The following is a 22,821-nucleotide window of genomic DNA, read 5'->3' as shown; positions in this document are numbered from 1 at the left end:
TTAAAATATGCTTAAGATGTTAATTTTTTAAATAAACGTAAATTTTACCCTTTAAAAAATATTTTATTTAGAATAAATAAGAATAGCTTGTATAGTTGATATTCAACACTTAAATTTGCGCTATTAAAATCAATTCTAAATAAAAATGAAATAAAAATGAAATATAAATTTACAATTTCTTTCTTAAGCTTTTGTTTTTTTCTATTAGCAAGCACTACAATTTCTGCACAGGAAAAAGCGAGCATAAAAGGACAAATTAGTTTAGCAAACAATCAGGCTGCAGACAATGTTTCTGTAGTTCTAAAAGGAACTAAAATAGGAACAAATACAGACAGTAATGGTTTTTACGAGATTAAAAATCTTAAACCAGGAAGTTATGTAATTAAAGTTTCTTCTGTTGGACATTCATCAAAAGAAAAAAGCATTTCTCTAAATGCGGGTGACGAAATAATAGAAGATTTCACAATTAGTTCAAATTCTGAACAATTAGACGAAATTGTAATTAATGGTAGTGGTAAAAAAAATCCATTAGCTCGTAAAGAAACACAACAAGTTTCAAGATTACCACTTAAAAATCTTGAGAATCCACAAGTTTACACTACTATCACAAGCGAACTTTTAAAAGAACAAGTGGTTACAAATATCGATGATGCTCTTAAAAACGCACCAGGATTATCTCCGCTTTGGGCTTCTACCGGACGTGGTGGTGACGGTGCCGGATATTTCTCTCTAAGAGGATTTGCTGTGCAGCCAACAATGACGAATGGATTACCTGCGTTGAATAACGGAAGTATAGATCCCGCAAATATTGATAAAATTGAAGTTATTAAAGGACCTTCTGGAACTTTATTTGGAAGTAGTTTAATTTCTTACGGAGGTTTAATCAACTTAACTACTAAAAAACCGTACGATCACTTTGGCGGAGAGGTAAGCTATACAGCAGGAAGCTATGGATTAAACCGTGTAACTGCAGACATTAATACTCCTGTAGACGATGAACACAAAATTAATTTCAGAGTTAATACTGCATATCATACAGAAAACAGCTTTCAAGATGCTGGATTTAGAAAATCATTTTTCTTTGCTCCATCTTTATCTTACCAAGCTAGTGACAGACTTTCGTTCTTTATTAATACTGAATTCATGAACAATAAACAGACGAATCCTACTATGTTATTTTTAGACAGAGGTGCACCGTTAAGAGTTCATAATATGGATGAATTGGGTTATAATAACAAACGTTCTTATACAAGTAATGAACTTGCGATTGAAACTCCTTCTTACTCTCTTCAAGGACAAATGAATTACAAATTCTCTGATGAATGGACTTCTCAAACGGTTCTATCTAGAGGATCATCTCAATCTGAAGGGTATTATACTTATTTATATGAAGGCACACAATTTTTCCCTGCACAGGTAAATCAAGGAATTGTTTTAGGGCGTTCAATGAATTATCAAAATACAACAACTTTAACAACCGATATTCAACAAAACTTTATTGGCGATTTTAAACTTGGAAACTTAAGAAATAGAATTGTTGTTGGTTTAGACTACTTTAACAGAGGTCAAGTTGACAATGGTTCTGGATACGTATCTAATGGAAGAGTTTATATTGGAAATTTAGATTTAGCAACTGTAAACCAATATGTATTCGGCATTACTGATCCTGCAAAATATATTACAAATGGTGACAGCGGTAACCTAACAAAAGCTGGTTCTGATAAACTTATAGCAGAAACTACTGCAAACAATAACAAAACGAAACAAGAAGTTATTAGTGCTTATGCATCAGATGTAATCAATATTACTCCTGCATTATCTGCAATGGCCAGTTTACGTGTAGACCGTTTTATGACTGCCGGTGACGTTACTACAAATGCTGATGATTTTAATCAAACTTCTTTTTCACCAAAATTTGGTTTAGTTTACCAGCCAATTATTGACAAAGTTTCGATTTTTGCCAACTATATGGATGGCTTTACTAACACAGCTCCAACGAGTGATATTGGTTTAAGCGGCGCATCTATTCCAAGAACTTTCAAACCAGAACACGCTAATCAATTTGAAGTTGGAACGAAATTAAATGTTTTTAAAGACAAACTTTACGCAACATTTAGCTATTATGACATCAAAGTAACAGATCAGGTTTATACTGTTTATGGTTCTACAGGCGGAGTACCAACTCAAACTTCTTTTCAAGATGGAGAACAAAGAAACAAAGGTTTTGAAGCAGAAATCGTTGCAAATCCAGTTACTGGTTTAAACATTGTTGCTGGTTACAGCTATGTAGACGCTGTCTTAAATGCTGGAGATCCTTCGTTCGTAGGAAACAGACCTGAGAGTTCAGGACCTAGAAACACAGCAAACTTTTGGGCAAGCTACAAATTTCCTCAAGGAGATTTACAAGGTTTTGGTTTAGGTTTTGGTGGAAATTATGCCGACAAAAACTTAATTATGAATAGAAACGTTGTAGGTCAATTTGCAATTCCTTCTTATACTGTTTTAAATTCTTCTATTTTCTACGGAACAGAGAAATTTACATTGACATTAAAATTAGACAATATTGCCAATGTTGATACTTACGATGGTTGGTCTACAATTCACCCAAAAAACATGAGATCCGTTTCTGCGAATTTCTCATACAGATTTTAATAAAAAAAACTCCAAACACCTTTCTTTTAGGAGAAAGGTGTTTTTTAAATTTTAAAGATTATGATTACAATAGCCAGCCTTATAGTTTTTCTAGCTTTTTATACTCTTTATTACACCTCAAAAAGAGCTGTTTTATCTTATGATTTAGGTTTTGAAAAATGGATGAAAAAAAATCCGAAGCAAACCAAAATTACCGGATTAGCACTTTTACTACTCGCCTATTCATTATGGCTTTTTACACAATCGTTAGGTTGTGGCACATTGATGTTTTTTATTCAGCTAATGGCAATTGGAAGTTTAATTATCATTTTAAAACCTTTAAAAAAAGTCAACATTAAAGTTATAATGGCTCTTTTTATCTTAATTGCTTTATTAGAATTTTATTACAACTAAACCATTTCTAACCAAAATATGCCAGCAAATCCAAAATATCTAACCCAATCAAAATGGCAACGATTTGCCAAAATAACTGCTGCCATTCTAGGCGGCTATTTTGTTTCAGTCACATTTCATTTGGCTTTAGCGGCTTGGTTTAACCGCGCTAATATCTTAATGACAATGGCTTTTAGCGGATTCATTCTTTGGGTTGCTCTAATGGTGATTGCTTTTTTAGCTAAAAATGGATGGAAAATCTGGGGTATTTACCTCTTATTAAGTTTACTTTTTTGTCTTTTCATTTATTTAGGCCAAACCTATAATCCAACCGCGCAATAACCAACTTATGAATAACCGTAATTATAATATCTATTTTCATACGCATACTGTTAGCGGAATCGTAATCAGTGTTGTGCTTTTTGTTATTTTCTTTGCAGGATCTTTTTCTTTTTTTAGAGATGAAATTATCAATTGGGAAAGAAGTGAATCTACTGCAATTACAAAAGAAATTCAACTGGATTACAACACGGCTTTAAAGAAACTCGACAAAGCATATACCTTACACGGAAGAAACATTACTATTTCTAAACCAAGTAACGAAAGAAGAGTTGCCGTTTACATGGAAGGCACCAAAGATACTTTGGCTCCAGCCAAACAAAAAGAAGGAAGCTTTTTCTATCTTGATACTAAGACCTTCAAAACTTTTACTTATGAAGAATCTTATTCATTAGGAGAATTTTTATATCGTTTACATTTCTTAGCTCAAATACCTTATCCTGTTGGTTATTATCTTTCAGGTTTCACAGCATTATTCTTTTTATTTGCGATTGTAACTGGGCTTTTATTACACTGGAAAAAAATTGTTTCGAACTTTTATATTTTCCGTCCAAAGGAAAAATTAAAAACATTATGGACAGATGCGCATACAGCATTAGGAATGATTGGTTTACCATTTCAGTTTGTATATGCGGTAACGGGAGCTTTTTTTATGATAAAACTTCTGATTGTTGCTCCAGCCGTAATGGCTTTGTACAAAGGCGATCAGGATAAATTATACAAAGAATTAGAATACAACGATCCCGCTTATAAATTTGACAATAAAAAACTAGCCGCACCTTTCAACATCGATCAATTAGTTGCAAAAGCGAAAAGCAACTGGAAAGATTTTGAAATTACCCGAGTTTTTATTCAGAATTATGGCGATGCAAACATGCACGTTATTGTTGAAGGAGAAATGCTGGCTCACAAAAAATTCACCGGAATTGGAAAGGTAATTTACAGAATTGCTGACGGAAAAGAAATCGCCAGAAAAAATCCTGTTACACAAAACAACTATTTAGATGTTGTAAAAAACGTTTTGTACCGAATCCATTTTGGAGATTATGGCGGATATGCTTTAAAAATAGTGAGTTTCATTTTAGGAATTATCACTTGTTTTGTGATTATTTCCGGTGTAATGATTTGGTTAGTTGCCAGACAAAAAAATAATTTACCAGAGAAAAAAAGACGCTTTAACGCTGCCGTTGTTCGCATTTATCTCGCGATTTGTTTGAGCATGTATCCTATTACAGCACTTGCTTTTATTGTAACCAAAATATTTTATCCGTTGACACAGGACAATTTATATCTTGTTTATTTTGTGGGATGGTTAGTGCTTACAATCTTCTTTATTCTTAAAAAGAACGACGCATTTACCAACAGATTCTGTTTGATCTCAGGAAGTATTTTAGGATTTCTGATTCCTATTACAAACGGAATTGTTTCCGGAAATTGGTTTTGGAATTCATTTATGCAAAATAAAATTCAGGTTTTCTTTATTGATGTTTTCTGGATTGTTCTGGCTTCAATAACGCTTTATGTCGCTTATCATTTAAAACAGAAGAAAGAAGTCGTTGTTATAAAATAAATCTCTCGCAAAAATTAACAAAAATCTGCGATAACTCACGCGGTGATTTCTGCTAAAAGAGATAAAATATTTGCCCCATATAGATTTAGCGTATACTTTTACGTTTTTATTCAAATAATGGGCTTCAAAAAACAAGTACGTTTTCTACATAAATGGCTCGGATTAATTTCCGGGCTTATTGTTTTTATTATAAGTATTACAGGTTGTATTTTTTGCTTTCATGACGAAATAAAAGATATTACCCGTAAAGAATGGCGCTTTGTTGAACCCGAAAATAAGCCGTTTTTATTACCATCTGTTTTAAAAGAAAAAGCCAAAGAAATTGCTCCAAAAAATAAAGCGAGCATGATTTCTTACTATGGCAAAAATAGATCGGCAATTGTCTATAAGTATTCTGACACTGAGAATCTATACCTTTATTTTAATCCGTACACGGGCAAATATCTAAAAACAGAAAATCCTAAAACCGATTTCTTTATAATTGTCGAATACATTCACTTGTATTTGCTTTTGCCGGATTATATTGGAAAACACATTATTGGCGGCGCAACAATCATCTTTATATTATTATTGATCTCAGGAATTATACAATGGTGGCCAAAACGACGAAGCGATATTAAGCGAAGTTTTTCTGTAAAATGGTCTGCAAAATGGCGCCGTGTAAACTATGATTGGCACAATACTTCTGGATTTTATATTTCGATAATAGCCGTAATTATTGCTATTACAGGTTTAACATTTACATACGAATGGGTTGGCGACGGAATTTATAAAACTTTCAATTTTGGAGGCGATAAAGCTGCCGAAACAAAAACTCCCGTAATCGATACTACTAAATTTGATATGAATTCGATTACCGCTGTCGATCGGGCTTTTATCGAAACAATGAAACTTCAGCCAAAAGCCGAAATGTGTTTTGTTACTTTTCCTCAACAAAAAAGCGACATAATAAATACAGGAGCTTATCCGCATACTTTAAGATACGATCATCAGAGTAATTATTATTTTCATCCTGGCGATGGAAAATTAATGCAAAGTGATCCTTATCAAAAAAAGAGTTTAGGATTGCAGGTTGTCGAAATGAATTATGGAATTCACACAGGTCAAATTCTGGATCTACCCGGAAAAATAATCGCTTTCATAATTAGTTTAGCTGCAGCCGCTTTGCCAGTAACTGGTTTTGTAATTTGGTACGGAAGAAGAAATAAATCCTGCAAAAAAATAAAGGCATAAAAATTTAACCGCAAAGAACGCAAGTTTTTTATCTTGTTATTATGGTTACAAACGCAAAGTTCGCAAAGCTTTATCAATTATAGCTTTGCGAACTTTGCGTTTATATAAAATCTTATAAATAGAAAAACTTGCGTTCTTTGCGGTTAAAACAATTAGCTAATACAAAACATTTTATGTATCTCCTAATATGTCTTAACCAAAAAAAAACCGCTTTAAATGAGCGGTTTTTTTTATGTTGTTCGAAATCGTATTAATTTCTGTTTGCCAAAGCATTTTTTTGTAAATTTTTAACTGAGCTTACTTGACTATTTTCATAAGCAACTTCGCTAAGATTTTTTTCATTGAAGAAAATCCATTTTCCAGTTTTCATTCCGTCTGTGTACTCTCCTACAGCCAATTTATTTCCCTTTTCATCATACGATACCCAAACGCCGTCTAATTTACCATCTTTAAAGAAGCCTTCTTGTTGTACATTACCATTTTCATAATAGTAAGTAGCTTTTACTTTGTTTCCAACAACTTCTAATTCAGGTTTTACCTCTTGTGCAACTAGAATTCCAGAGAACAATATTGCAACTAAAATTACACACTTTTTCATATCTTTAGGTATTTAATGTTATCAAATCGTTATCAAATATAGTTAAATGTTTACATTAAACAAACTTTTACTTAACAATTTGGTAACATTGAATAAAAACTTAACATTGGAAACATCCTAAAAACAAAAAAACCAACGCCGAAGCATTGGTTTTACTGGGATTATATAAAAACTACAAATTTACGATAACGTTGTAAATTTGGTAAATAAATTACTTCAATAATGTATCTAACTGCGCTTGAAGTTCTGGTTCAGACGGTCTTGCAGCATCAGCTTTTAAAACATTTCCGTTTGGATCAATCAAAATAAACCTTGGAATTCCTGTAACGCCATAATTCGTAACAAATTCAGATTCCCAATCTTTATCAGCAAATAACTGAATACCTCCTAATTTTTTATCTACCACAAATTTCTTCCATTTTTCGTTGTCTTTCAATTTATCAATTGAAACACTTACGAACTCAATGTTTTTTCCATGATATTTTTCTTCAATTTTTTGAAGGTAAGGAATCTCTGCTCTACATGGCGCACACCAAGTTGCCCAAAGATCGATATAAACATATTTACCTTTTAGATCAGATAATTTTGTTTTTCCTCCTTTATGATTTTCATAATCAAAATCAGGCGAAGGTTTTCCGGTAAGTTTATTTGCTTTTGCTGCTCTTTCATAATTTTCAAGTGAATATTGAGTGAAACGCTCAAAATTACTTTTCATCGCAGTTACAAATTCCGGATCAAACTTGCCTTTCTCCAAACTTTCAGCATCTTCCTTTTTCTTAGCTTCTAAAAGTGCTGTAAATTCAGCTGGTTCTTTAGTAAAAGCTTCTTCAAACTTTTCATTTCTTAAAGCTTGTTGTGCCAGAAAATTACTTTCGTCAACACCTTTACCTTTATAAACAATAGTTTCATCAAATTCTTTGGCATTCATCGTTAAATTCACCTCAGAATTTGGTTTTAAATATAATCTTGAAGATTCAGTTCCGTCAGAAAACACATAAAATCCTTTTGGAGCATCAAAAGAAGCCACAAAAATTTCCTTTTTGTTAATCGGAATAACTTGTTTAAAGTTATCATTTCCTTTAATGACTAAGGTGTCACTATTTCTATTCGTAATTTTTGCTGTAAATTTAACTTGATTTTTGGCTTGACCGATAACATTCAAAGCGCTAAAAATCAACAGACCAGTAACAAAAAGTTTGTTCATATAAATTAAAATTTGTTTTTAGTGATCCAAATCTAAAGAAATTACCGCTGAGAAATTTAAGAATTAACAAAAATTTTTCAATTTGTTAAGTCGTTTGTTATCACTTTCTAACCTTTACTTCATTTAAACTCAGAATTTGATGTAATAAAATGATATTTTTCTTTTATAGTTAATTCTAATTTTAAATGGTATAATTTGAATTTTGTGTTTACTTTTGCAGTCTAAAATTTTGATCATGTATAGAAGTCATAATTGTGGCGAATTAAACGCCTCAAATATTAATACGGAAGTTACACTAGCGGGTTGGGTTCAAAACTCTAATGATAAAGGATTTATAAATTGGGTTAATTTACGTGACCGATACGGTATTACTCAGTTATTATTTGATAAAGGTCGTTCAGATGAAAAAGTTTTTGAACTGGCTAAAACTTTAGGTAGAGAATTTGTAATTCAGGTAAAAGGAACTGTTATTGAGCGTGAAGCCAAAAATAAAAATCTTGCTACTGGTGATATTGAAATTTTGGTAACTGAAATGACGATTTTAAATGCAGCTCTTACGCCTCCATTTACAATCGAAGATAAAACTGATGGTGGAGAAGACATCAGAATGAAATACCGTTACTTAGACATTAGAAGAAATCCTGTAAAAAACAGTTTATTATTCCGTCATAAAGTAGCAATGGAAGTTCGTAAATATCTATCTGATTTAGATTTCTGCGAAGTTGAAACTCCTTACTTAATCAAATCGACTCCTGAAGGTGCGAGAGATTTCGTTGTACCAAGCCGTATGAACGAAGGACAATTTTATGCATTGCCACAATCGCCACAAACTTTCAAACAATTATTGATGGTAGGTGGAATGGATAAATATTTCCAAATCGTGAAATGTTTCCGTGACGAAGATTTGCGTGCAGACCGTCAGCCTGAGTTTACACAAATCGATTGCGAAATGGCATTTGTGGAACAAGAAGACATTTTGAATGTTTTTGAAGGTCTTACAAGACATTTACTAAAAGAAATTAAAGGTATTGAAGTAGATAAATTCCCAAGAATTACCTACGATTATGCCATGAAAACATATGGAAATGACAAACCGGACATTCGTTTTGGAATGGAGTTTGGTGAGTTAAACGAATTTGCACAACACAAAGATTTCCCAGTATTCAATGCTGCTGAATTAGTTGTGGGAATTGCAGTTCCGGGAGCAGGAAATTATACTCGTAAAGAAATTGACGCTTTAATTGACTGGGTAAAACGTCCACAAGTTGGAGCATCAGGAATGGTGTATGCAAAATGTAATGACGACGGAACTTTTAAATCATCTGTAGATAAATTCTACGATCAGGATGATTTAGGACAATGGGCAAAAATTACAGGAGCAAAACCTGGCGATATGATTTTTGTACTTTCAGGTCCTGCTAACAAAACACGTGCGCAACTTTCGGCACTTCGTATGGAATTAGCAACTCGTTTAGGTTTACGTAATCCGGAAGAATTTGCTCCATTATGGGTTGTTGATTTCCCATTATTAGAACTTGATGAAGAAAGTGGTCGTTACCACGCGATGCATCACCCATTTACATCTCCAAAACCAGAAGACATGCAATTATTAGAAACTGAACCAGGAAAGGTTCGTGCTAATGCATATGATATGGTTCTTAACGGAAATGAAATTGGTGGAGGATCTATTCGTATTCACGATAAAGCGACTCAACAATTAATGTTTAAATATTTAGGTTTTACCGAAGAAGAAGCAAAAGCACAATTTGGTTTCTTAATGGATGCTTTCCAATTTGGAGCACCGCCACACGGAGGTTTAGCATTTGGTTTAGACAGATTGGTTGCTATTTTAGGAGGTCAGGAAACGATTAGAGATTTTATCGCATTCCCAAAAAATAATTCAGGACGTGATGTTATGATTGATGCTCCTGCAACAATTGACGATGCTCAATTAAAAGAATTACACATTAAAGTTGATTTGATCTAAATTCTTAGAAATATAAAAACATAAAAAACTACAGCTAAATCTTATTAGTTGTAGTTTTTTTTTGCTTTTTCTTCTGACTTGAACATCAACAAAATACTTATCAAAAAATGCGAGACCAGCAAACACAAGTATTTTCCCTCAGAAACATAGATTTACATCACCGAGTTGGCAAAATATACAATTTTTTTGTAAACTATAAGCTACTTTTTTAACATTTAATTTAACAATTACAAAATATTAAATAAAATAGTTCCATATCAAAATTGATGCAATATAAATAGCGAAAACACTGTGAATCAATAATTTTTACAAAAAATTAACACCTTATTGTCTTTTGTATGAATTTATATATTACATTTGCTTCATTATAAATTATTATTACAATTACAATGCGTACAGGTACAGTAAAATTTTTCAATGAATCTAAAGGTTATGGATTCATTACAGACGAAGAAACAGGAAAAGATATCTTCGTTCACGCTTCAGGAATTAACGCGGAAGAATTACGCGAAGGTGACCGTGTAAGCTATGAAGAAGAAGAAGGAAGAAAAGGGAAAGTTGCTGCTAAAGTAGCAGTAATCTAAGAAAAATATAGCAATTTATTTTTTTTGCCTCTGAATGGTTTTGAAAACGTCCCGAAGTATCGGGACGTTTTTTTTTTGCCCAAATCTTAAAAATATCTTAAAATAGACAGTTGTTATTTATAATCGATAAAAATTACAAACAAACACCCTTTTCGACCCTACTTAAATCCTTTTTTAGCTTGTGATTTACAGAGTTGAAAGTTATCTTTGTGGCTTATTCTTTAAGTAAAAACCCTAAGTTTATGCAATCTGATCAATACAGTTACATTCCTATTTTAATGCAAGCTATTTTAGCTATTGGATTTGTGGTAGGAACAATCATTATTTCGGGAAAATTAGGCCCAAAAAGAAGTTCTGAAGTAAAAGACAAAAACTTTGAGTGTGGTGTCGAATCTGTAGGTAACGCACGTATTCCTTTTTCGGTAAAATATTTCCTGGTTGCCATTTTGTTCGTATTGTTTGATGTAGAGGTAATTTTCCTTTATCCATGGGCAGTAAACTTCAAAGAATTAGGAATTGAAGGAATGCTTAAAATGATCGTGTTTATGTCACTTCTTTTAGTTGGCTTTTTCTACATCATTAAGAAAAAAGCATTAGACTGGGAATAATTATGATTTTAAATTTTAGATTTCTGATTTTAGATTATATATCTCGAATTAAAATTTAAAATTTAACCTCAATTGAATTTAATACTGATTTAAAAAAATTGATTTTAACTTTTACGATTCCCAAATCTAAAATCTAAAATCAGAAATCTAAAATAAAAATGAGCGATTCAAATGTAAATATGGTTGCGCCGCCTGAAGGAGTTGTTGGAGAAGGTTTCTTCGCTACAAAACTAAATGACGTTGTAGGTTTAGCAAGAGCCAATTCATTATGGCCATTGCCTTTTGCAACTTCATGCTGTGGTATCGAATTCATGGCTACAATGGCGTCACATTACGATTTAGCACGATTTGGTTCTGAACGTGTGAGTTTTTCTCCTCGTCAGGCAGATATGTTATTAGTAATGGGAACTATTTCTAAAAAAATGGCACCTATTTTAAGACAAGTTTACGAACAAATGTCTGAACCTCGCTGGGTAATTGCAGTTGGAGCTTGTGCATCATCAGGTGGAATCTTCGATACTTATTCAGTTTTACAAGGAATTGACAAAGTAATACCAGTTGACGTTTACGTTCCGGGATGTCCGCCAAGGCCAGAGCAAATTGTTGATGGAGTAATGAGACTTCAAGATTTGGTAAAAAGCGAATCTGTTAGACGCAGAAGCTCACCAGAATACCAAGAATTACTAGCTTCATATAACATTTCATAAGATGGCTTTAGAAAACACCCTGATTCAAGATAAACTTACAGAAACATTTGATACAAGTGTTTTTAACTTTCACCAAGAAAGAGATATTTTTTCATTAGAAACTTCTGCTGATAAAATCACAGCTTTAATTCTTTTTTTGAAAAACGATTCTGATTTACGTTTCCACTTTTTAACCGATTTATGCGGTGTTCATTATCCGGACAATGAAACAGAGCGTCAATTTGCAATCGTATACCATTTACACAATTGGTACGAAAACAAACGTATTAGAATCAAAGTATTCTTAAACGGTGAAAAACCAGAGATAAAAACTATTTCAAATATTTTCCTGAGTTCAAATTGGATGGAAAGAGAAACATACGATTTCTACGGGATTGACTTTATTGGACATCCACAATTGAAACGTATTTTGAATATGGATGAGATGGTATCGTTCCCAATGCGAAAAGAATTCCCAATGGAAGACAGCGGAAGAACAGATAAAGACGATAGATTCTTTGGAAGAACAACAACAAATTGCTAAAAAATAAATAATTCAACATTATAAAATGTCAGAACTATTATTACCACCAGAGCATCGATATGCTAAAATAATTAAGGATAAACTAAACGAAGACGGAAGCGAGCTTTCAGTACTAAATTTAGGTCCTACACACCCGGCGACTCACGGTATTTTTCAAAATATCCTGTTAATGGATGGTGAAAGAATTCTTGAGGCTGAACCAACTATTGGATACATCCACAGAGCTTTTGAAAAAATCGCCGAAAATCGTCCTTTTTACCAAATTACTCCTCTTACAGACCGTATGAACTATTGCTCCTCTCCTATTAATAATATGGGATGGTGGATGACTTTAGAAAAATTACTAAATATTGAAGTTCCTAAAAGAGCACAATACTTAAGAGTAATTGTAATGGAGTTGGCTCGTATTACAGACCACTTAATCTGTAACTCGATTCTTGGTGTTGATACTGGTGCTTATACCGGTTTCTTGTACGTTTTTCAATTTAGAGAAAAAGTTTACGAAATCTACGAAGAAATTTGTGGTGCTCGTTTAACAACAAATATGGGAAGAATTGGTGGTTTCGAAAGAGATTGGTCACCAGAAGCTTTCCGCAAATTAGATGTCTTTTTACAAGATTTCCCTGTTGCTTGGCAAGAGTTTGTTAACTTATTCGAAAGAAACAGAATTTTCCTTGACAGAACCGTAGACGTAGGTGCAATCTCAGCAGAGCAAGCAATGGCTTACGGATTTACAGGTCCAAACTTACGTGCTGCCGGAGTTGATTACGACGTTCGTGTTGCACAACCTTATTCATCATACGAAGATTTCGATTTTGTAGTTCCTGTTGGAAAATCAGGAGATACTTACGATCGTTTCTGTGTTCGTAATGCTGAAGTTTGGGAAAGTTTAAGCATTATTCGTCAAGCATTAGAAAAAATGCCAGCCGGAAACGAATATCATGCAGAAGTTCCTGATTACTACCTTCCTCCAAAAGAAGATGTTTACACTTCAATGGAATCTTTAATTTATCACTTTAAGATTGTAATGGGAGAAGTTCCTGTACCAGTTGCAGAAATTTACCACCCTGTAGAAGGAGGAAATGGAGAAATCGGATTCTATTTAGTTACAGACGGAAGCAGAACTCCATATAGATTACATTTCAGAAGACCTTGTTTCATTTATTATCAAGCATATCCTGAAATGATCAAAGGTTCTTTATTATCTGATGCAATTGTTATTCTATCAAGTTTAAATGTTATTGCAGGAGAATTAGACGCCTAAAAAAGATTGTTGATTTAGATTGCAGATTGAAAAATCTATAATCAGAAATCTAGATCTGAAATTTAAAAAAGATTGCAGAATATGGATTTAAAGACAGCAGATTAAAAATCTAAAACTTTAAGTCTAAAATCTAAAATAAAAATGGAACGTAAACATTACAAACAAGAAATAAACATGACTGAAGCATTGATGACTCGCATCAATGAATTGATCAGTCATTATCCTGAAGACAAAAGAAAATCGGCTTTGTTACCTGTTTTACACGAAGTGCAAGACGCTCACGACAACTGGTTAAGTACAGAGTTACAGGATAAAGTTGCTGAAATTTTGCACATCAAACCAATTGAGGTTTACGAAGTGGTTACTTTTTATACCATGTATAACCAAAAACCAATTGGAAAATACATGTTCGAATTCTGTCAGACTTCTTGTTGTTGTTTAAGCGGTGCCGAAAATTTAATGGATTATACTTCTGAAAAATTAGGCATTAAAATGGGAGAAACGACTCCAGACGGAATGTTTACCATTGCTGGTGTAGAATGTTTAGGTGCTTGCGGATACGCTCCGATGATGCAGTTAGGAGATTTCTACAAAGAAAAATTGACAGAAGAAAAAATCGATCAGTTAATCGCTGATTGTAGAGATGATAAAATAATATTACACGATAAATAAGATGTCACAGAAAATATTATTAGATAAAATCAATGTTCCGGGTATCAAAACCTACGAAGTGTATCGTCAAAATGGTGGTTATGCTTCTGTAGAAAAAGCTTTAAAAACACTTACACCAGATGAAGTTGTTGAAGAAGTAAAAAAATCAGGACTTCGTGGTCGTGGTGGTGCAGGTTTCCCTGCAGGAATGAAATGGAGTTTTATTGACAAAAAATCAGGAAAACCAAGACACTTAGTTTGCAACGCCGATGAGTCTGAACCGGGAACATTCAAAGATCGTTATTTGATGGAATTTATTCCTCACTTATTGATCGAAGGAATGATTACTTCAAGTTTTGCCTTAGGCGCTAACTTATCATATATCTACATTCGTGGAGAATATATGTGGGTTTTCAAAATATTAGAAAGAGCTATCGCCGAAGCTAAAGCTGCCGGTTGGTTAGGAAAAAATATATTAGGAACAGGTTACGATTTAGAATTACACGTTCACTGTGGAGCCGGAGCTTATATTTGTGGAGAAGAAACTGCACTTATTGAATCTTTGGAAGGTAAAAGAGGAAATCCTCGTATTAAACCACCATTCCCTGCGGTATCAGGACTTTGGGCAAATCCAACTGTGGTAAACAACGTAGAAACTATTGCAACTGTGCCTTGGATCATCAACAATTCTGGTGATGATTATGCAAAAATCGGTATCGGACGTTCAACAGGAACTAAATTAATTTCTGCTTCAGGACATATTAAAAACCCGGGAGTTTATGAAATTGAATTAGGCTTAAGTGTTGACGAATTCATGAATTCTGACGAATACTTAGGCGGAATGTCTTCTAGCAGACCTCTAAAAGCATTTGTACCAGGAGGATCTTCTGTGCCAATTTTACCAGCTGAATTAATTTTTAAAACAGCAAATGGAGAAGACAGATTAATGACTTACGAATCCTTAAGTGATGGTGGTTTTGCTACCGGATCTATGTTAGGTTCTGGAGGATTTATCGTTTACAATGACACTGCTTGTGTTGTTAGAAACACTTGGAACTTCGCTCGTTTTTACCACCATGAATCTTGCGGACAATGTACTCCTTGTCGTGAAGGAACAGGATGGTTAGAAAAAATATTGTGGAGAATCGAAAACGGTCAAGGTCGTGAAGAGGATATCGAATTATTATGGAGTATTCAAAGCAAAATCGAGGGTAATACAATTTGCCCATTAGGTGATGCAGCTTCTTGGCCTGTAGCAGCAGCGATTCGCCATTTTAGAGATGAGTTTGAATATCACGTTCGCTTCCCTGAAAAAATAAAACACAGAGATCACTTTGTTGCTGAACCTTTCTCGCAAGTGAAACATTTAGTAGGCGGTAAAGTAATCGTATAAAGAAATATAAAGCAGAAAGTTATAAAGTTAATAATATCAAAAAGGACAGCAATTCTTTTCAATATTCCGACTTTCAACATTCAAATCAATAAGAGATGAAAGTAACCATAGACGGTCAAAGTATAGACGTAGAGCCAGGAACAACGATCCTGCAGGCTGCACGTATGATTGGTGGAGATTTGGTGCCGCCAGCCATGTGCTATTACTCAAAATTAAAAGGCAGCGGCGGAAAATGTCGTTGTTGTTTAGTTGAAGTTTCTAAAGGAAGTGAGGCTGACCCAAGACCAATGCCAAAACTTATGGCATCTTGTGTAACAGGATGTATGGACGGAATGGAAGTAAACAGTAAATCTTCTGATCGTGTAACAGAAGCTCGTAAATCTGTAACAGAATTTCTATTAATCAATCACCCTTTAGATTGCCCTATTTGTGATCAGGCTGGTGAATGTGATCTTCAAAACTTAAGTTTTGAGCACGGAAATCCGAAATCACGTTTTATTGAAGAAAAAAGAACATTTGAACCAGAAGATATTGGTCCAAATATTCAACTACATATGAACCGTTGTATCTTATGTCAAAGATGTGTGCAAGTTGCAGATCAATTGACAGACAACAGAGTTCACGGAGTATTAGATCGTGGTGATCACGCTAATATTTCAACTGGAATCTCAAAAGCTATTGACAATGAATTTTCAGGAAACATGATCGATGTTTGTCCTGTTGGAGCATTGACAGATAAAACTTTCCGTTTTAAATCAAGAGTTTGGTTCAACAAACCTTACAACGCTCACAGAGAATGTACTACTCCTGGATGTTGTGGAAAAACTACTGTTTGGATGTTTGGTGGAGAAATTCAACGTGTAACTGGTCGTAAAGATGAGTACCATGAAGTAGAAGAATTCATTTGCAACAGCTGTCGTTTTGAACATAAAAATGTAAATGACTGGGTTATTGAAGGACCAAGAGAATTTGAAAAAGATTCTGTTATCAACCAAAATAACTACACTCAAAAATTAGAGAAAGTAGAAATCGATACTGAAAAAACTATCCTTATGGGTAGAGATATTGACCGTAAAAAAATTAGTATGGCTGAAATTCCATTAAACACTAACAACAAAAATTCTTAACGATGGTAGATGGTACGTTTATTATAGAAAAGAGCGTTGTAATTGTTGTAGTTTTCGCTATCACAATGATTATGGCCATGTACTCTACTTGGGCTGAACGTAAAGTTGCAGCTTATCTTCAGGATCGTGTTGGACCAAACCGTGCAGGATGGGGAGGATTATTGCAACCTCTTGCTGATGGTATGAAATTATTCTCGAAAGAAGAATTTTTCCCAAATACACCTAATAAATTCTTATTTGTTGTAGGACCGGCAATTGCCATGAGTACGGCTTTAATGACAAGTGCTGTAATTCCTTGGGGAGATAAATTACATGTTTTTGGTCGCGATGTTTATTTACAGGCAACCGATATTAATATTGGTATATTATACATTTTTGGAGTTCTTTCTATTGGAGTTTATGGTATCATGATTGGTGGATGGGCTTCTAACAATAAATTCTCTTTGATGGGAGCTGTTCGTGCGGCTTCTCAAATGGTTTCTTATGAAGTTGCAATGGGATTATCAATGATTGCTTTGTTGATGATGACCGGGACTTTAAGCTTAAAAGAAATCTCTCTTCAACAACAAGAAATGAACTGGAATGTATTTTACCAGCCTTTATCATTCTTGATTTTCCTGATTTGTTCGTTTGCAGAAACTAACAGAACTCCTTTTGACTTAGCAGAATGTGAATCTGAATTAATTGGAGGTTACCATACAGAATATTCATCCATGAAAATGGGATTCTATTTGTTTGCTGAATATGCAAGTATGTTTATCTCTTCAACAATTATTTCTGTTTTATTCTTTGGAGGATATAACTATCCTGGAATGAGCTGGATGGTTGAACATGCAGGAGTAAATATTGCTAATTTACTAGGAATTGCAGCATTGTTTGCAAAATTATGTTTCTTCATATTTTTCTATATGTGGGTACGTTGGACAATTCCAAGATTTAGATATGACCAATTAATGAATTTAGGTTGGAGAATTTTGATTCCGCTATCCATCATTAATATCATGATTACCGGAGCTGTTATTTTAAGACATGATATTGCAGCAGCTTTAGGATTCTAAGAACCGTAATGCCTAGCCCTGATAGAAGCGGCATCCTTTGTTTTTTTTCTTTAAAAAAACAAAGATACAGCGAATAGCAGGATTAGCTTCAAAATAAAAATAAAACAGATTTGATTTGTTGAACACAAATAGTAAATCGTAAATCATACATTAAAAATGTCAATAGAAACTATATCATTATCGGGTAGAAAAAAGATGGTCTCTAACAAAGAGATGACTTTTTGGGAACGATTGTATCTTGTGGCGATTGTGAAAGGATTAGGTATCACACTTAAACACTTATTCAGAAAAAAAGTAACAATTCACTATCCTGAACAAGTTCGTGAAATGAGTCCGGTTTATCGCGGTCAACACCAGTTGAAACGTGATGAACAAGGTCGTGAAAACTGTACCGCTTGTGGATTATGTGCTTTATCATGTCCTGCTGAAGCAATCACGATGAAAGCCGCAGAACGTAAAGCAGATGAAAAACACTTGTACAGAGAAGAAAAATATGCTTCGATATATGAAATCAATATGTTACGTTGTATTTTCTGTGGTTTATGTGAAGAAGCTTGCCCGAAAGATGCCATTTATTTGACTACTTCGAAAACATTAGTTCCTGCTAGCTACGAAAGAGAAGATTTCATTTTTGGAAAAGACAGATTAGTGATGCCTCTTGATGTGGCTATCAAAAATGCTCAACTTAATAATGCTAACTAAATGATACATATTCCTGATTTTGCACACGCAACAACTGTACAAATTATATTTTGTTTCTTAGCGTTTATTACGGTAATCACCGCTTTTTTGACCATTTTTAGCAGAAATCCAATTCATAGTGCTATTTATTTAGTGATTTGTTTTTTCTCGATTGCTGGTCACTATTTATTATTAAATGCTCAATTTTTAGCTATAGTTCATCTTATAGTTTATTCCGGAGCAATTATGATTTTGTTCCTGTTTACGATTATGTTAATGAATCTTAATGAACGCCATCAAGTACACAGACCTAGAATTACACGTTTAGGCGCAATTGTTTCTTTCTGTTTGATTTGTGTTGTATTGATTGCCATTTTCATTAACTCTAAACCAATTGTTGGTGAATATGACTCAACTGGTGAAGATTTTCAATCGATCAAAGTATTGGGTAAAATATTATTGAACGAATATATGGTTCCGTTTGAATTTGCTTCGATCTTGCTTTTAGTAGCCATGATTGGAACTGTATTATTGTCTAAAAAAGAAAAATTAAATAAATAATGGGTAATATATTAAATCAAATAGGTATTGAAAACTACATCTTTTTAAGTGTTGTACTTTTCTGTATTGGTATTTTTGGTGTATTGTACAGACGAAATGCTATTATCGTTTTCATGTCTATCGAAATCATGTTGAATGCTGTTAACCTTTTATTTGTTGCTTTTTCAACTTATCATCAAGATGCACAAGGACAAGTCTTTGTATTCTTCTCGATGGCAGTTGCTGCAGCAGAAGTTGCAGTTGGATTGGCTATTTTAGTTTCGATCTTTAGAAATTTAGGTTCGATTAGTATCGATAATTTAAAAAATTTAAAAGGATAAATAAAAATGGATACCAATTTAGCTTTACTTTTAGTTTTATCTCCTTTTTTAGGATTTTTAATCAATGTTTTCTTTGGCAAGAGCTTAGGAAAAACAGTTTCGGGAATCATCGGAACTGCCGCTGTAGTAGTTTCTTTTGCTGTTACGCTTTTCTTTTTCAATCAAATTAGCCAAACGAAACAAGCCATTCAGGTTACTTTATTTGACTGGATTCAGATTAGTAATTTACACATCAATCTTGGATTTTTATTAGATCAATTATCATTACTTTGGTTGCTTTTTGTAACTGGTATTGGTTCATTGATTCACTTATACTCTATTAGTTATATGCACGATGATGAAAATATGCACAAGTTTTTTGCGTATTTGAATCTATTCGTATTCTTCATGATTACACTTGTAATTGGAAGTAACTTATTAGTTTTATTTATTGGTTGGGAAGGTGTTGGACTTTGTTCTTACCTATTAATCGGATTTTGGCATAAAAACCAAGATTACAATGATGCTGCGAAAAAAGCTTTCATCATGAACAGAATTGGAGATTTAGGTCTTTTAATCGGAATGTTCATTATTGGTTCAATGTTCTCGACATTAGATTATGCAACTTTAAAAACTGCAATTGCCGGAGCAACAAACTTAAATATTCCGTTGCTTTCGTTAGCAGCTTTATGTTTATTTATTGGAGCTTGTGGTAAATCTGCACAAATTCCGTTATACACTTGGTTACCTGATGCGATGGCTGGACCAACTCCGGTTTCTGCATTGATTCACGCTGCAACAATGGTTACAGCTGGTATCTTTATGGTAACAAGATTAAACTTTTTATTTGATTTAGCACCGGATGTTCAAACTGTTATTGCTGTTATTGGAGCTATAACTTCATTAGTTGCTGCAACAATTGGTTTAGTTCAAACTGATATTAAAAAAGTACTTGCTTATTCTACCGTTTCTCAATTAGGATTAATGTTTTTAGCATTAGGATTTGGGGCTTATGAAGTAGCTGTATTCCACGTAATAACTCATGCTTTCTTCAAAGCTTGTTTATTCTTAGGTTCAGGATCTGTAATTCACGGTTTGCACGGAGAACAAGATATGCGTAAAATGGGTGGTTTGCGTAAAGCAATGCCAATCACTTTCTGGACAATGTTAATTTCATCATTAGCAATTTCAGGTGTTCCGTTTTTCTCTGGTTTCTTTTCTAAAGACGAAATCTTATTAACTGCTTTCCACCATAATATTCCACTTTATGTAGTTGGATCTATTGCTTCAATCATGACAGCATTTTATATGTTTAGATTGATGTTCCTTACTTTCTTTAAAGACTTTAGAGGAACTGAAGAACAAAAGCACCACTTACATGAAAGTGACGGATTAATTACTTTCCCGTTAATTATTTTAGCTATTCTTGCAACTTTTGGAGGAATCATTAGCTTACCTGGAAATAGTTGGTTAAATGAATATTTAGCGCCTCTTTTCACAAAAGTAGCTGGTGAAGAACATCATTTAGGCACAACAGAATATACTTTGATGGGAGTTGCTGTTTTAGGTGGATTATTAGGTATTTTAATTGCTTACATTAAATACTTCAAACAAGATAATGTTCCGGAAGCAGATGAAAATATTACTGGTTTAACCAAAGTATTATACAATAAATATTATGTAGACGAAGCTTACGATGCAATATTTGTTCGCTCTATTAACGGATTATCAAGATTTTTCAGAGACTATATTGAGACAGGTTTATCTGCTCTTGTTTTTGGATTAGGAAAAGTAACTAACGAACTAGCTTTTCAGGGTAAAAAACTACAAAACGGAAGTATTGGATTATATCTTTTTGCATTTGTTTTGGGGCTTTGTGCCATTGTTTCCTATATATTTTTAGCTAAATAATTTTACAACTATGAACGTTTCTCTTATATTAATTATTCTTCTAATTGGTGCATTTGCCACTTATTTTGTTGGTGACAAACTAGCATCAAAAGTAGCTTTGTTCTTTAGTTTGGCGGCTTTAGGTTGTTCAATTGTTTTATTAAATCATTTTTGTGCAGGCGAAAACATCAGTTTGATTAACGCTTGGATTAATCAACCTAAAATTTCATTTGCGCTAAATGCTGATGGTTTAGGAATCGCAATGTTACTATTAACTGTAGCTTTGACGCCAATTATTATATTCTCTTCTTTTGGAAATGAATACAAAAATTCAAAAGCTTTTTATGCTTTAATTTTATTTATGGCTTTTGCTATGACAGGAACTTTCCTTGCGGCAGATGGTCTATTATATTATATTTTCTGGGAGTTAGCACTTATTCCTATTTACTTCATTGCTCTTATTTGGGGTAATGGTGATGCCGAAGAACGCAGAAAAGCAGTAGTTAAATTCTTTATCTACACACTTGCAGGTTCATTGTTCATGTTAGTTGCTTTCATCTATTTATATCAAAAAGCTGGAAGTTTCTTAATCGAAGATTTATACAAATTAGACTTATCAGCTTCTGAGCAACTTTGGATTTTCTTAGCTTTCTTCTTGGCTTATGCTATTAAAATTCCAATTATCCCTTTCCATACATGGCAAGCAAATGTGTACCAAAAAGCACCAACAGTTGGAACTATGCTTTTATCTGGTATCATGTTAAAGATGGGATTATACAGTGTTATTCGTTGGCAATTGCCCATTGTACCGTTGGCTGCAAAAGAATACATGAATATCTTTATTGCTTTAGGAATTGCCGGAGTTATATACGGATCAATCGTAGCTTTAAGACAAAAAGATTTAAAGAAATTATTGGCTTATTCATCTCTTGCGCACGTTGGATTAATTGCTGCAGGAACTTACACATTAACTATTGACGGTTTACGTGGAGCTGTTTTACAAATGATCGCTCACGGTTTTGTAGTAGTTGGATTGTTTTATGCTGCAGAAATTATTTTCAGAAGATATGAAACAAGAGAAATTTCACATTTAGGAGGTATTCGTACTCAATCTCCAAAATTTACTTCTATGTTTTTAATTTTGGTATTGGCTTCTGTAGCCTTACCAAGTACTTTTAATTTCGTTGGAGAGTTTACTGTTTTGTATAGTCTTTCTCAAATTAATATTTGGTTTGCTGTTTTAGGCGGAACAACTATTATTTTAGGAGCTTATTATATGCTTAAAATGTTTCAAAATGTAATGTTAGGAGAAACTAATACTAAAACTTTTGCAGATGTTTCTGTTAATGAAGGAATTTCATTAGTAGTAATTATTGCGGTTTTAATTTTCTTCGGATTTTATCCAAAACCAATTACAGATTTGATTACACCAAGTTTAGAAACAATTCTAAGCGTTATCAACAAAAATTAATATTTTAAATAAAAATAAATTAGGGCGTCATTAGTTTTAGATTTCCTAA

General features: G+C 33.4%; 22 protein-coding genes. 20 read left to right on the top strand and 2 right to left on the bottom strand.

Going from position 1 to position 22,821, the window contains the following annotated elements:
- Positions 1-156 precede the first annotated feature (156 nt).
- The 5 genes from WN975_RS20625 (at position 157) to WN975_RS20605 (ending at position 6,166) form a co-directional block, all read left to right on the top strand.
- Complete coding sequence (locus tag WN975_RS20625; protein ID WP_337968125.1) at positions 157-2,652, top strand: TonB-dependent receptor; 2,496 nt, start codon at positions 157-159, stop codon at positions 2,650-2,652.
- 60 nt (positions 2,653-2,712) lie between these two features.
- Positions 2,713-3,045, top strand: a complete 333-nt coding sequence (locus tag WN975_RS20620; protein ID WP_337968124.1) for a hypothetical protein — start codon at positions 2,713-2,715, stop codon at positions 3,043-3,045.
- 18 nt (positions 3,046-3,063) lie between these two features.
- Positions 3,064-3,366, top strand: a complete 303-nt coding sequence (locus tag WN975_RS20615) for a hypothetical protein (RefSeq protein ID WP_337968123.1) — start codon at positions 3,064-3,066, stop codon at positions 3,364-3,366.
- A gap of 7 nt (positions 3,367-3,373) precedes the next feature.
- Positions 3,374-4,933, top strand: coding sequence for a PepSY domain-containing protein (locus WN975_RS20610; RefSeq protein ID WP_337968122.1), 1,560 nt, complete (start codon positions 3,374-3,376; stop codon positions 4,931-4,933).
- A gap of 117 nt (positions 4,934-5,050) precedes the next feature.
- Positions 5,051-6,166 carry a PepSY-associated TM helix domain-containing protein gene (locus tag WN975_RS20605; protein ID WP_337968121.1) on the top strand — a complete coding sequence of 372 codons (1,116 nt, stop codon included), beginning with the start codon at positions 5,051-5,053 and terminating at the stop codon, positions 6,164-6,166.
- A gap of 250 nt (positions 6,167-6,416) precedes the next feature.
- Here WN975_RS20605 and WN975_RS20600 read toward each other — a convergent pair whose 3' ends face one another.
- Together WN975_RS20600 and WN975_RS20595 are read right to left on the bottom strand one after the other, a co-directional pair.
- The gene (locus WN975_RS20600; RefSeq protein WP_099710325.1) at positions 6,417-6,764 is read right to left on the bottom strand and encodes a membrane-binding protein; all 348 of its coding nucleotides are present in this window, start codon (positions 6,762-6,764) and stop codon (positions 6,417-6,419) included.
- A 211-nt stretch (positions 6,765-6,975) separates the two neighbouring features.
- Positions 6,976-7,968 carry a TlpA disulfide reductase family protein gene (locus tag WN975_RS20595; RefSeq protein ID WP_337968120.1) on the bottom strand — a complete coding sequence of 331 codons (993 nt, stop codon included), beginning with the start codon at positions 7,966-7,968 and terminating at the stop codon, positions 6,976-6,978.
- Between the two features lie 235 nt (positions 7,969-8,203).
- Here WN975_RS20595 and aspS point away from each other — a divergent pair, with 235 nt between their 5' ends.
- The 15 genes from aspS (at position 8,204) to WN975_RS20520 (ending at position 22,772) form a co-directional block, all read left to right on the top strand.
- Positions 8,204-9,955, top strand: coding sequence for an aspartate--tRNA ligase (gene aspS, locus WN975_RS20590; RefSeq protein WP_337968119.1), 1,752 nt, complete (start codon positions 8,204-8,206; stop codon positions 9,953-9,955).
- Positions 9,956-10,344: 389 nt separating this feature from the next.
- Positions 10,345-10,539 (top strand): cold shock domain-containing protein, encoded by a 195-nt coding sequence (locus WN975_RS20585; RefSeq protein WP_007137066.1) that lies wholly within the window; start codon positions 10,345-10,347, stop codon positions 10,537-10,539.
- Between the two features lie 242 nt (positions 10,540-10,781).
- Complete coding sequence (locus WN975_RS20580) at positions 10,782-11,147, top strand: NADH-quinone oxidoreductase subunit A (RefSeq protein ID WP_230714226.1); 366 nt, start codon at positions 10,782-10,784, stop codon at positions 11,145-11,147.
- A gap of 158 nt (positions 11,148-11,305) precedes the next feature.
- Positions 11,306-11,854 carry an NADH-quinone oxidoreductase subunit B gene (locus WN975_RS20575; protein WP_133523515.1) on the top strand — a complete coding sequence of 183 codons (549 nt, stop codon included), beginning with the start codon at positions 11,306-11,308 and terminating at the stop codon, positions 11,852-11,854.
- A 1-nt stretch (position 11,855) separates the two neighbouring features.
- Positions 11,856-12,377, top strand: coding sequence for an NADH-quinone oxidoreductase subunit C (locus WN975_RS20570; RefSeq protein ID WP_337968118.1), 522 nt, complete (start codon positions 11,856-11,858; stop codon positions 12,375-12,377).
- A 25-nt stretch (positions 12,378-12,402) separates the two neighbouring features.
- The gene (locus WN975_RS20565; RefSeq protein ID WP_099710320.1) at positions 12,403-13,641 is read left to right on the top strand and encodes an NADH-quinone oxidoreductase subunit D; all 1,239 of its coding nucleotides are present in this window, start codon (positions 12,403-12,405) and stop codon (positions 13,639-13,641) included.
- Positions 13,642-13,782: 141 nt separating this feature from the next.
- Positions 13,783-14,313 (top strand): NAD(P)H-dependent oxidoreductase subunit E, encoded by a 531-nt coding sequence (locus WN975_RS20560; protein WP_099710319.1) that lies wholly within the window; start codon positions 13,783-13,785, stop codon positions 14,311-14,313.
- Between the two features lies 1 nt (position 14,314).
- Positions 14,315-15,685, top strand: a complete 1,371-nt coding sequence (gene nuoF / locus WN975_RS20555; RefSeq protein WP_099710318.1) for an NADH-quinone oxidoreductase subunit NuoF — start codon at positions 14,315-14,317, stop codon at positions 15,683-15,685.
- Positions 15,686-15,780: 95 nt separating this feature from the next.
- The gene (locus WN975_RS20550) at positions 15,781-16,812 is read left to right on the top strand and encodes a 2Fe-2S iron-sulfur cluster-binding protein (protein WP_099710317.1); all 1,032 of its coding nucleotides are present in this window, start codon (positions 15,781-15,783) and stop codon (positions 16,810-16,812) included.
- Between the two features lie 2 nt (positions 16,813-16,814).
- Positions 16,815-17,870 (top strand): NADH-quinone oxidoreductase subunit NuoH, encoded by a 1,056-nt coding sequence (gene nuoH, locus WN975_RS20545; protein WP_337968117.1) that lies wholly within the window; start codon positions 16,815-16,817, stop codon positions 17,868-17,870.
- Positions 17,871-18,026: 156 nt separating this feature from the next.
- Complete coding sequence (locus WN975_RS20540; protein ID WP_337968116.1) at positions 18,027-18,572, top strand: NADH-quinone oxidoreductase subunit I; 546 nt, start codon at positions 18,027-18,029, stop codon at positions 18,570-18,572.
- Complete coding sequence (locus WN975_RS20535) at positions 18,573-19,112, top strand: NADH-quinone oxidoreductase subunit J (protein WP_140503541.1); 540 nt, start codon at positions 18,573-18,575, stop codon at positions 19,110-19,112.
- A complete protein-coding gene (nuoK, locus tag WN975_RS20530; RefSeq protein ID WP_017494599.1) occupies positions 19,112-19,432 on the top strand; it encodes an NADH-quinone oxidoreductase subunit NuoK in 321 nt (106 codons plus the stop codon). Before WN975_RS20535 ends, nuoK begins: the two co-directional genes overlap by 1 nt.
- A gap of 6 nt (positions 19,433-19,438) precedes the next feature.
- Positions 19,439-21,322: an NADH-quinone oxidoreductase subunit L gene (gene nuoL / locus WN975_RS20525; protein WP_337968115.1), complete on the top strand. Its 1,884-nt coding sequence runs from the start codon at positions 19,439-19,441 to the stop codon at positions 21,320-21,322.
- A 10-nt stretch (positions 21,323-21,332) separates the two neighbouring features.
- Entirely contained in the window at positions 21,333-22,772 is a 1,440-nt protein-coding gene (locus tag WN975_RS20520; RefSeq protein WP_337968114.1) for an NADH-quinone oxidoreductase subunit M, read from the top strand.
- Positions 22,773-22,821: the final 49 nt, after the last annotated feature.

This window comes from uncultured Flavobacterium sp., from assembly GCF_951805225.1.
GTDB lineage: Bacteria > Bacteroidota > Bacteroidia > Flavobacteriales > Flavobacteriaceae > Flavobacterium.
The sequence above is the reverse complement of the archived record's forward strand: the minus strand, read 5'-3'. Positions and strand labels throughout refer to the sequence as shown.

Excerpts from the sequence above, each read along its gene's own strand:
- WN975_RS20625 (WP_337968125.1), top strand. The coding sequence starts at position 157 with ATGAAATATAAATTTACAATTTCTTTCTTAAGCTTTTGTTTTTTTCTA.
- WN975_RS20620 (WP_337968124.1), top strand. The coding sequence starts at position 2,713 with ATGATTACAATAGCCAGCCTTATAGTTTTTCTAGCTTTTTATACTCTT.
- WN975_RS20615 (WP_337968123.1), top strand. The coding sequence starts at position 3,064 with ATGCCAGCAAATCCAAAATATCTAACCCAATCAAAATGGCAACGATTT.
- WN975_RS20610 (WP_337968122.1), top strand. The coding sequence starts at position 3,374 with ATGAATAACCGTAATTATAATATCTATTTTCATACGCATACTGTTAGC.
- WN975_RS20605 (WP_337968121.1), top strand. The coding sequence starts at position 5,051 with ATGGGCTTCAAAAAACAAGTACGTTTTCTACATAAATGGCTCGGATTA.
- WN975_RS20600 (WP_099710325.1), bottom strand. The coding sequence starts at position 6,764 with ATGAAAAAGTGTGTAATTTTAGTTGCAATATTGTTCTCTGGAATTCTA.
- WN975_RS20595 (WP_337968120.1), bottom strand. The coding sequence starts at position 7,968 with ATGAACAAACTTTTTGTTACTGGTCTGTTGATTTTTAGCGCTTTGAAT.
- aspS (WP_337968119.1), top strand. The coding sequence starts at position 8,204 with ATGTATAGAAGTCATAATTGTGGCGAATTAAACGCCTCAAATATTAAT.
- WN975_RS20585 (WP_007137066.1), top strand. The coding sequence starts at position 10,345 with ATGCGTACAGGTACAGTAAAATTTTTCAATGAATCTAAAGGTTATGGA.
- WN975_RS20580 (WP_230714226.1), top strand. The coding sequence starts at position 10,782 with ATGCAATCTGATCAATACAGTTACATTCCTATTTTAATGCAAGCTATT.
- WN975_RS20575 (WP_133523515.1), top strand. The coding sequence starts at position 11,306 with ATGAGCGATTCAAATGTAAATATGGTTGCGCCGCCTGAAGGAGTTGTT.
- WN975_RS20570 (WP_337968118.1), top strand. The coding sequence starts at position 11,856 with ATGGCTTTAGAAAACACCCTGATTCAAGATAAACTTACAGAAACATTT.
- WN975_RS20565 (WP_099710320.1), top strand. The coding sequence starts at position 12,403 with ATGTCAGAACTATTATTACCACCAGAGCATCGATATGCTAAAATAATT.
- WN975_RS20560 (WP_099710319.1), top strand. The coding sequence starts at position 13,783 with ATGGAACGTAAACATTACAAACAAGAAATAAACATGACTGAAGCATTG.
- nuoF (WP_099710318.1), top strand. The coding sequence starts at position 14,315 with ATGTCACAGAAAATATTATTAGATAAAATCAATGTTCCGGGTATCAAA.
- WN975_RS20550 (WP_099710317.1), top strand. The coding sequence starts at position 15,781 with ATGAAAGTAACCATAGACGGTCAAAGTATAGACGTAGAGCCAGGAACA.
- nuoH (WP_337968117.1), top strand. The coding sequence starts at position 16,815 with ATGGTAGATGGTACGTTTATTATAGAAAAGAGCGTTGTAATTGTTGTA.
- WN975_RS20540 (WP_337968116.1), top strand. The coding sequence starts at position 18,027 with ATGTCAATAGAAACTATATCATTATCGGGTAGAAAAAAGATGGTCTCT.
- WN975_RS20535 (WP_140503541.1), top strand. The coding sequence starts at position 18,573 with ATGATACATATTCCTGATTTTGCACACGCAACAACTGTACAAATTATA.
- nuoK (WP_017494599.1), top strand. The coding sequence starts at position 19,112 with ATGGGTAATATATTAAATCAAATAGGTATTGAAAACTACATCTTTTTA.
- nuoL (WP_337968115.1), top strand. The coding sequence starts at position 19,439 with ATGGATACCAATTTAGCTTTACTTTTAGTTTTATCTCCTTTTTTAGGA.
- WN975_RS20520 (WP_337968114.1), top strand. The coding sequence starts at position 21,333 with ATGAACGTTTCTCTTATATTAATTATTCTTCTAATTGGTGCATTTGCC.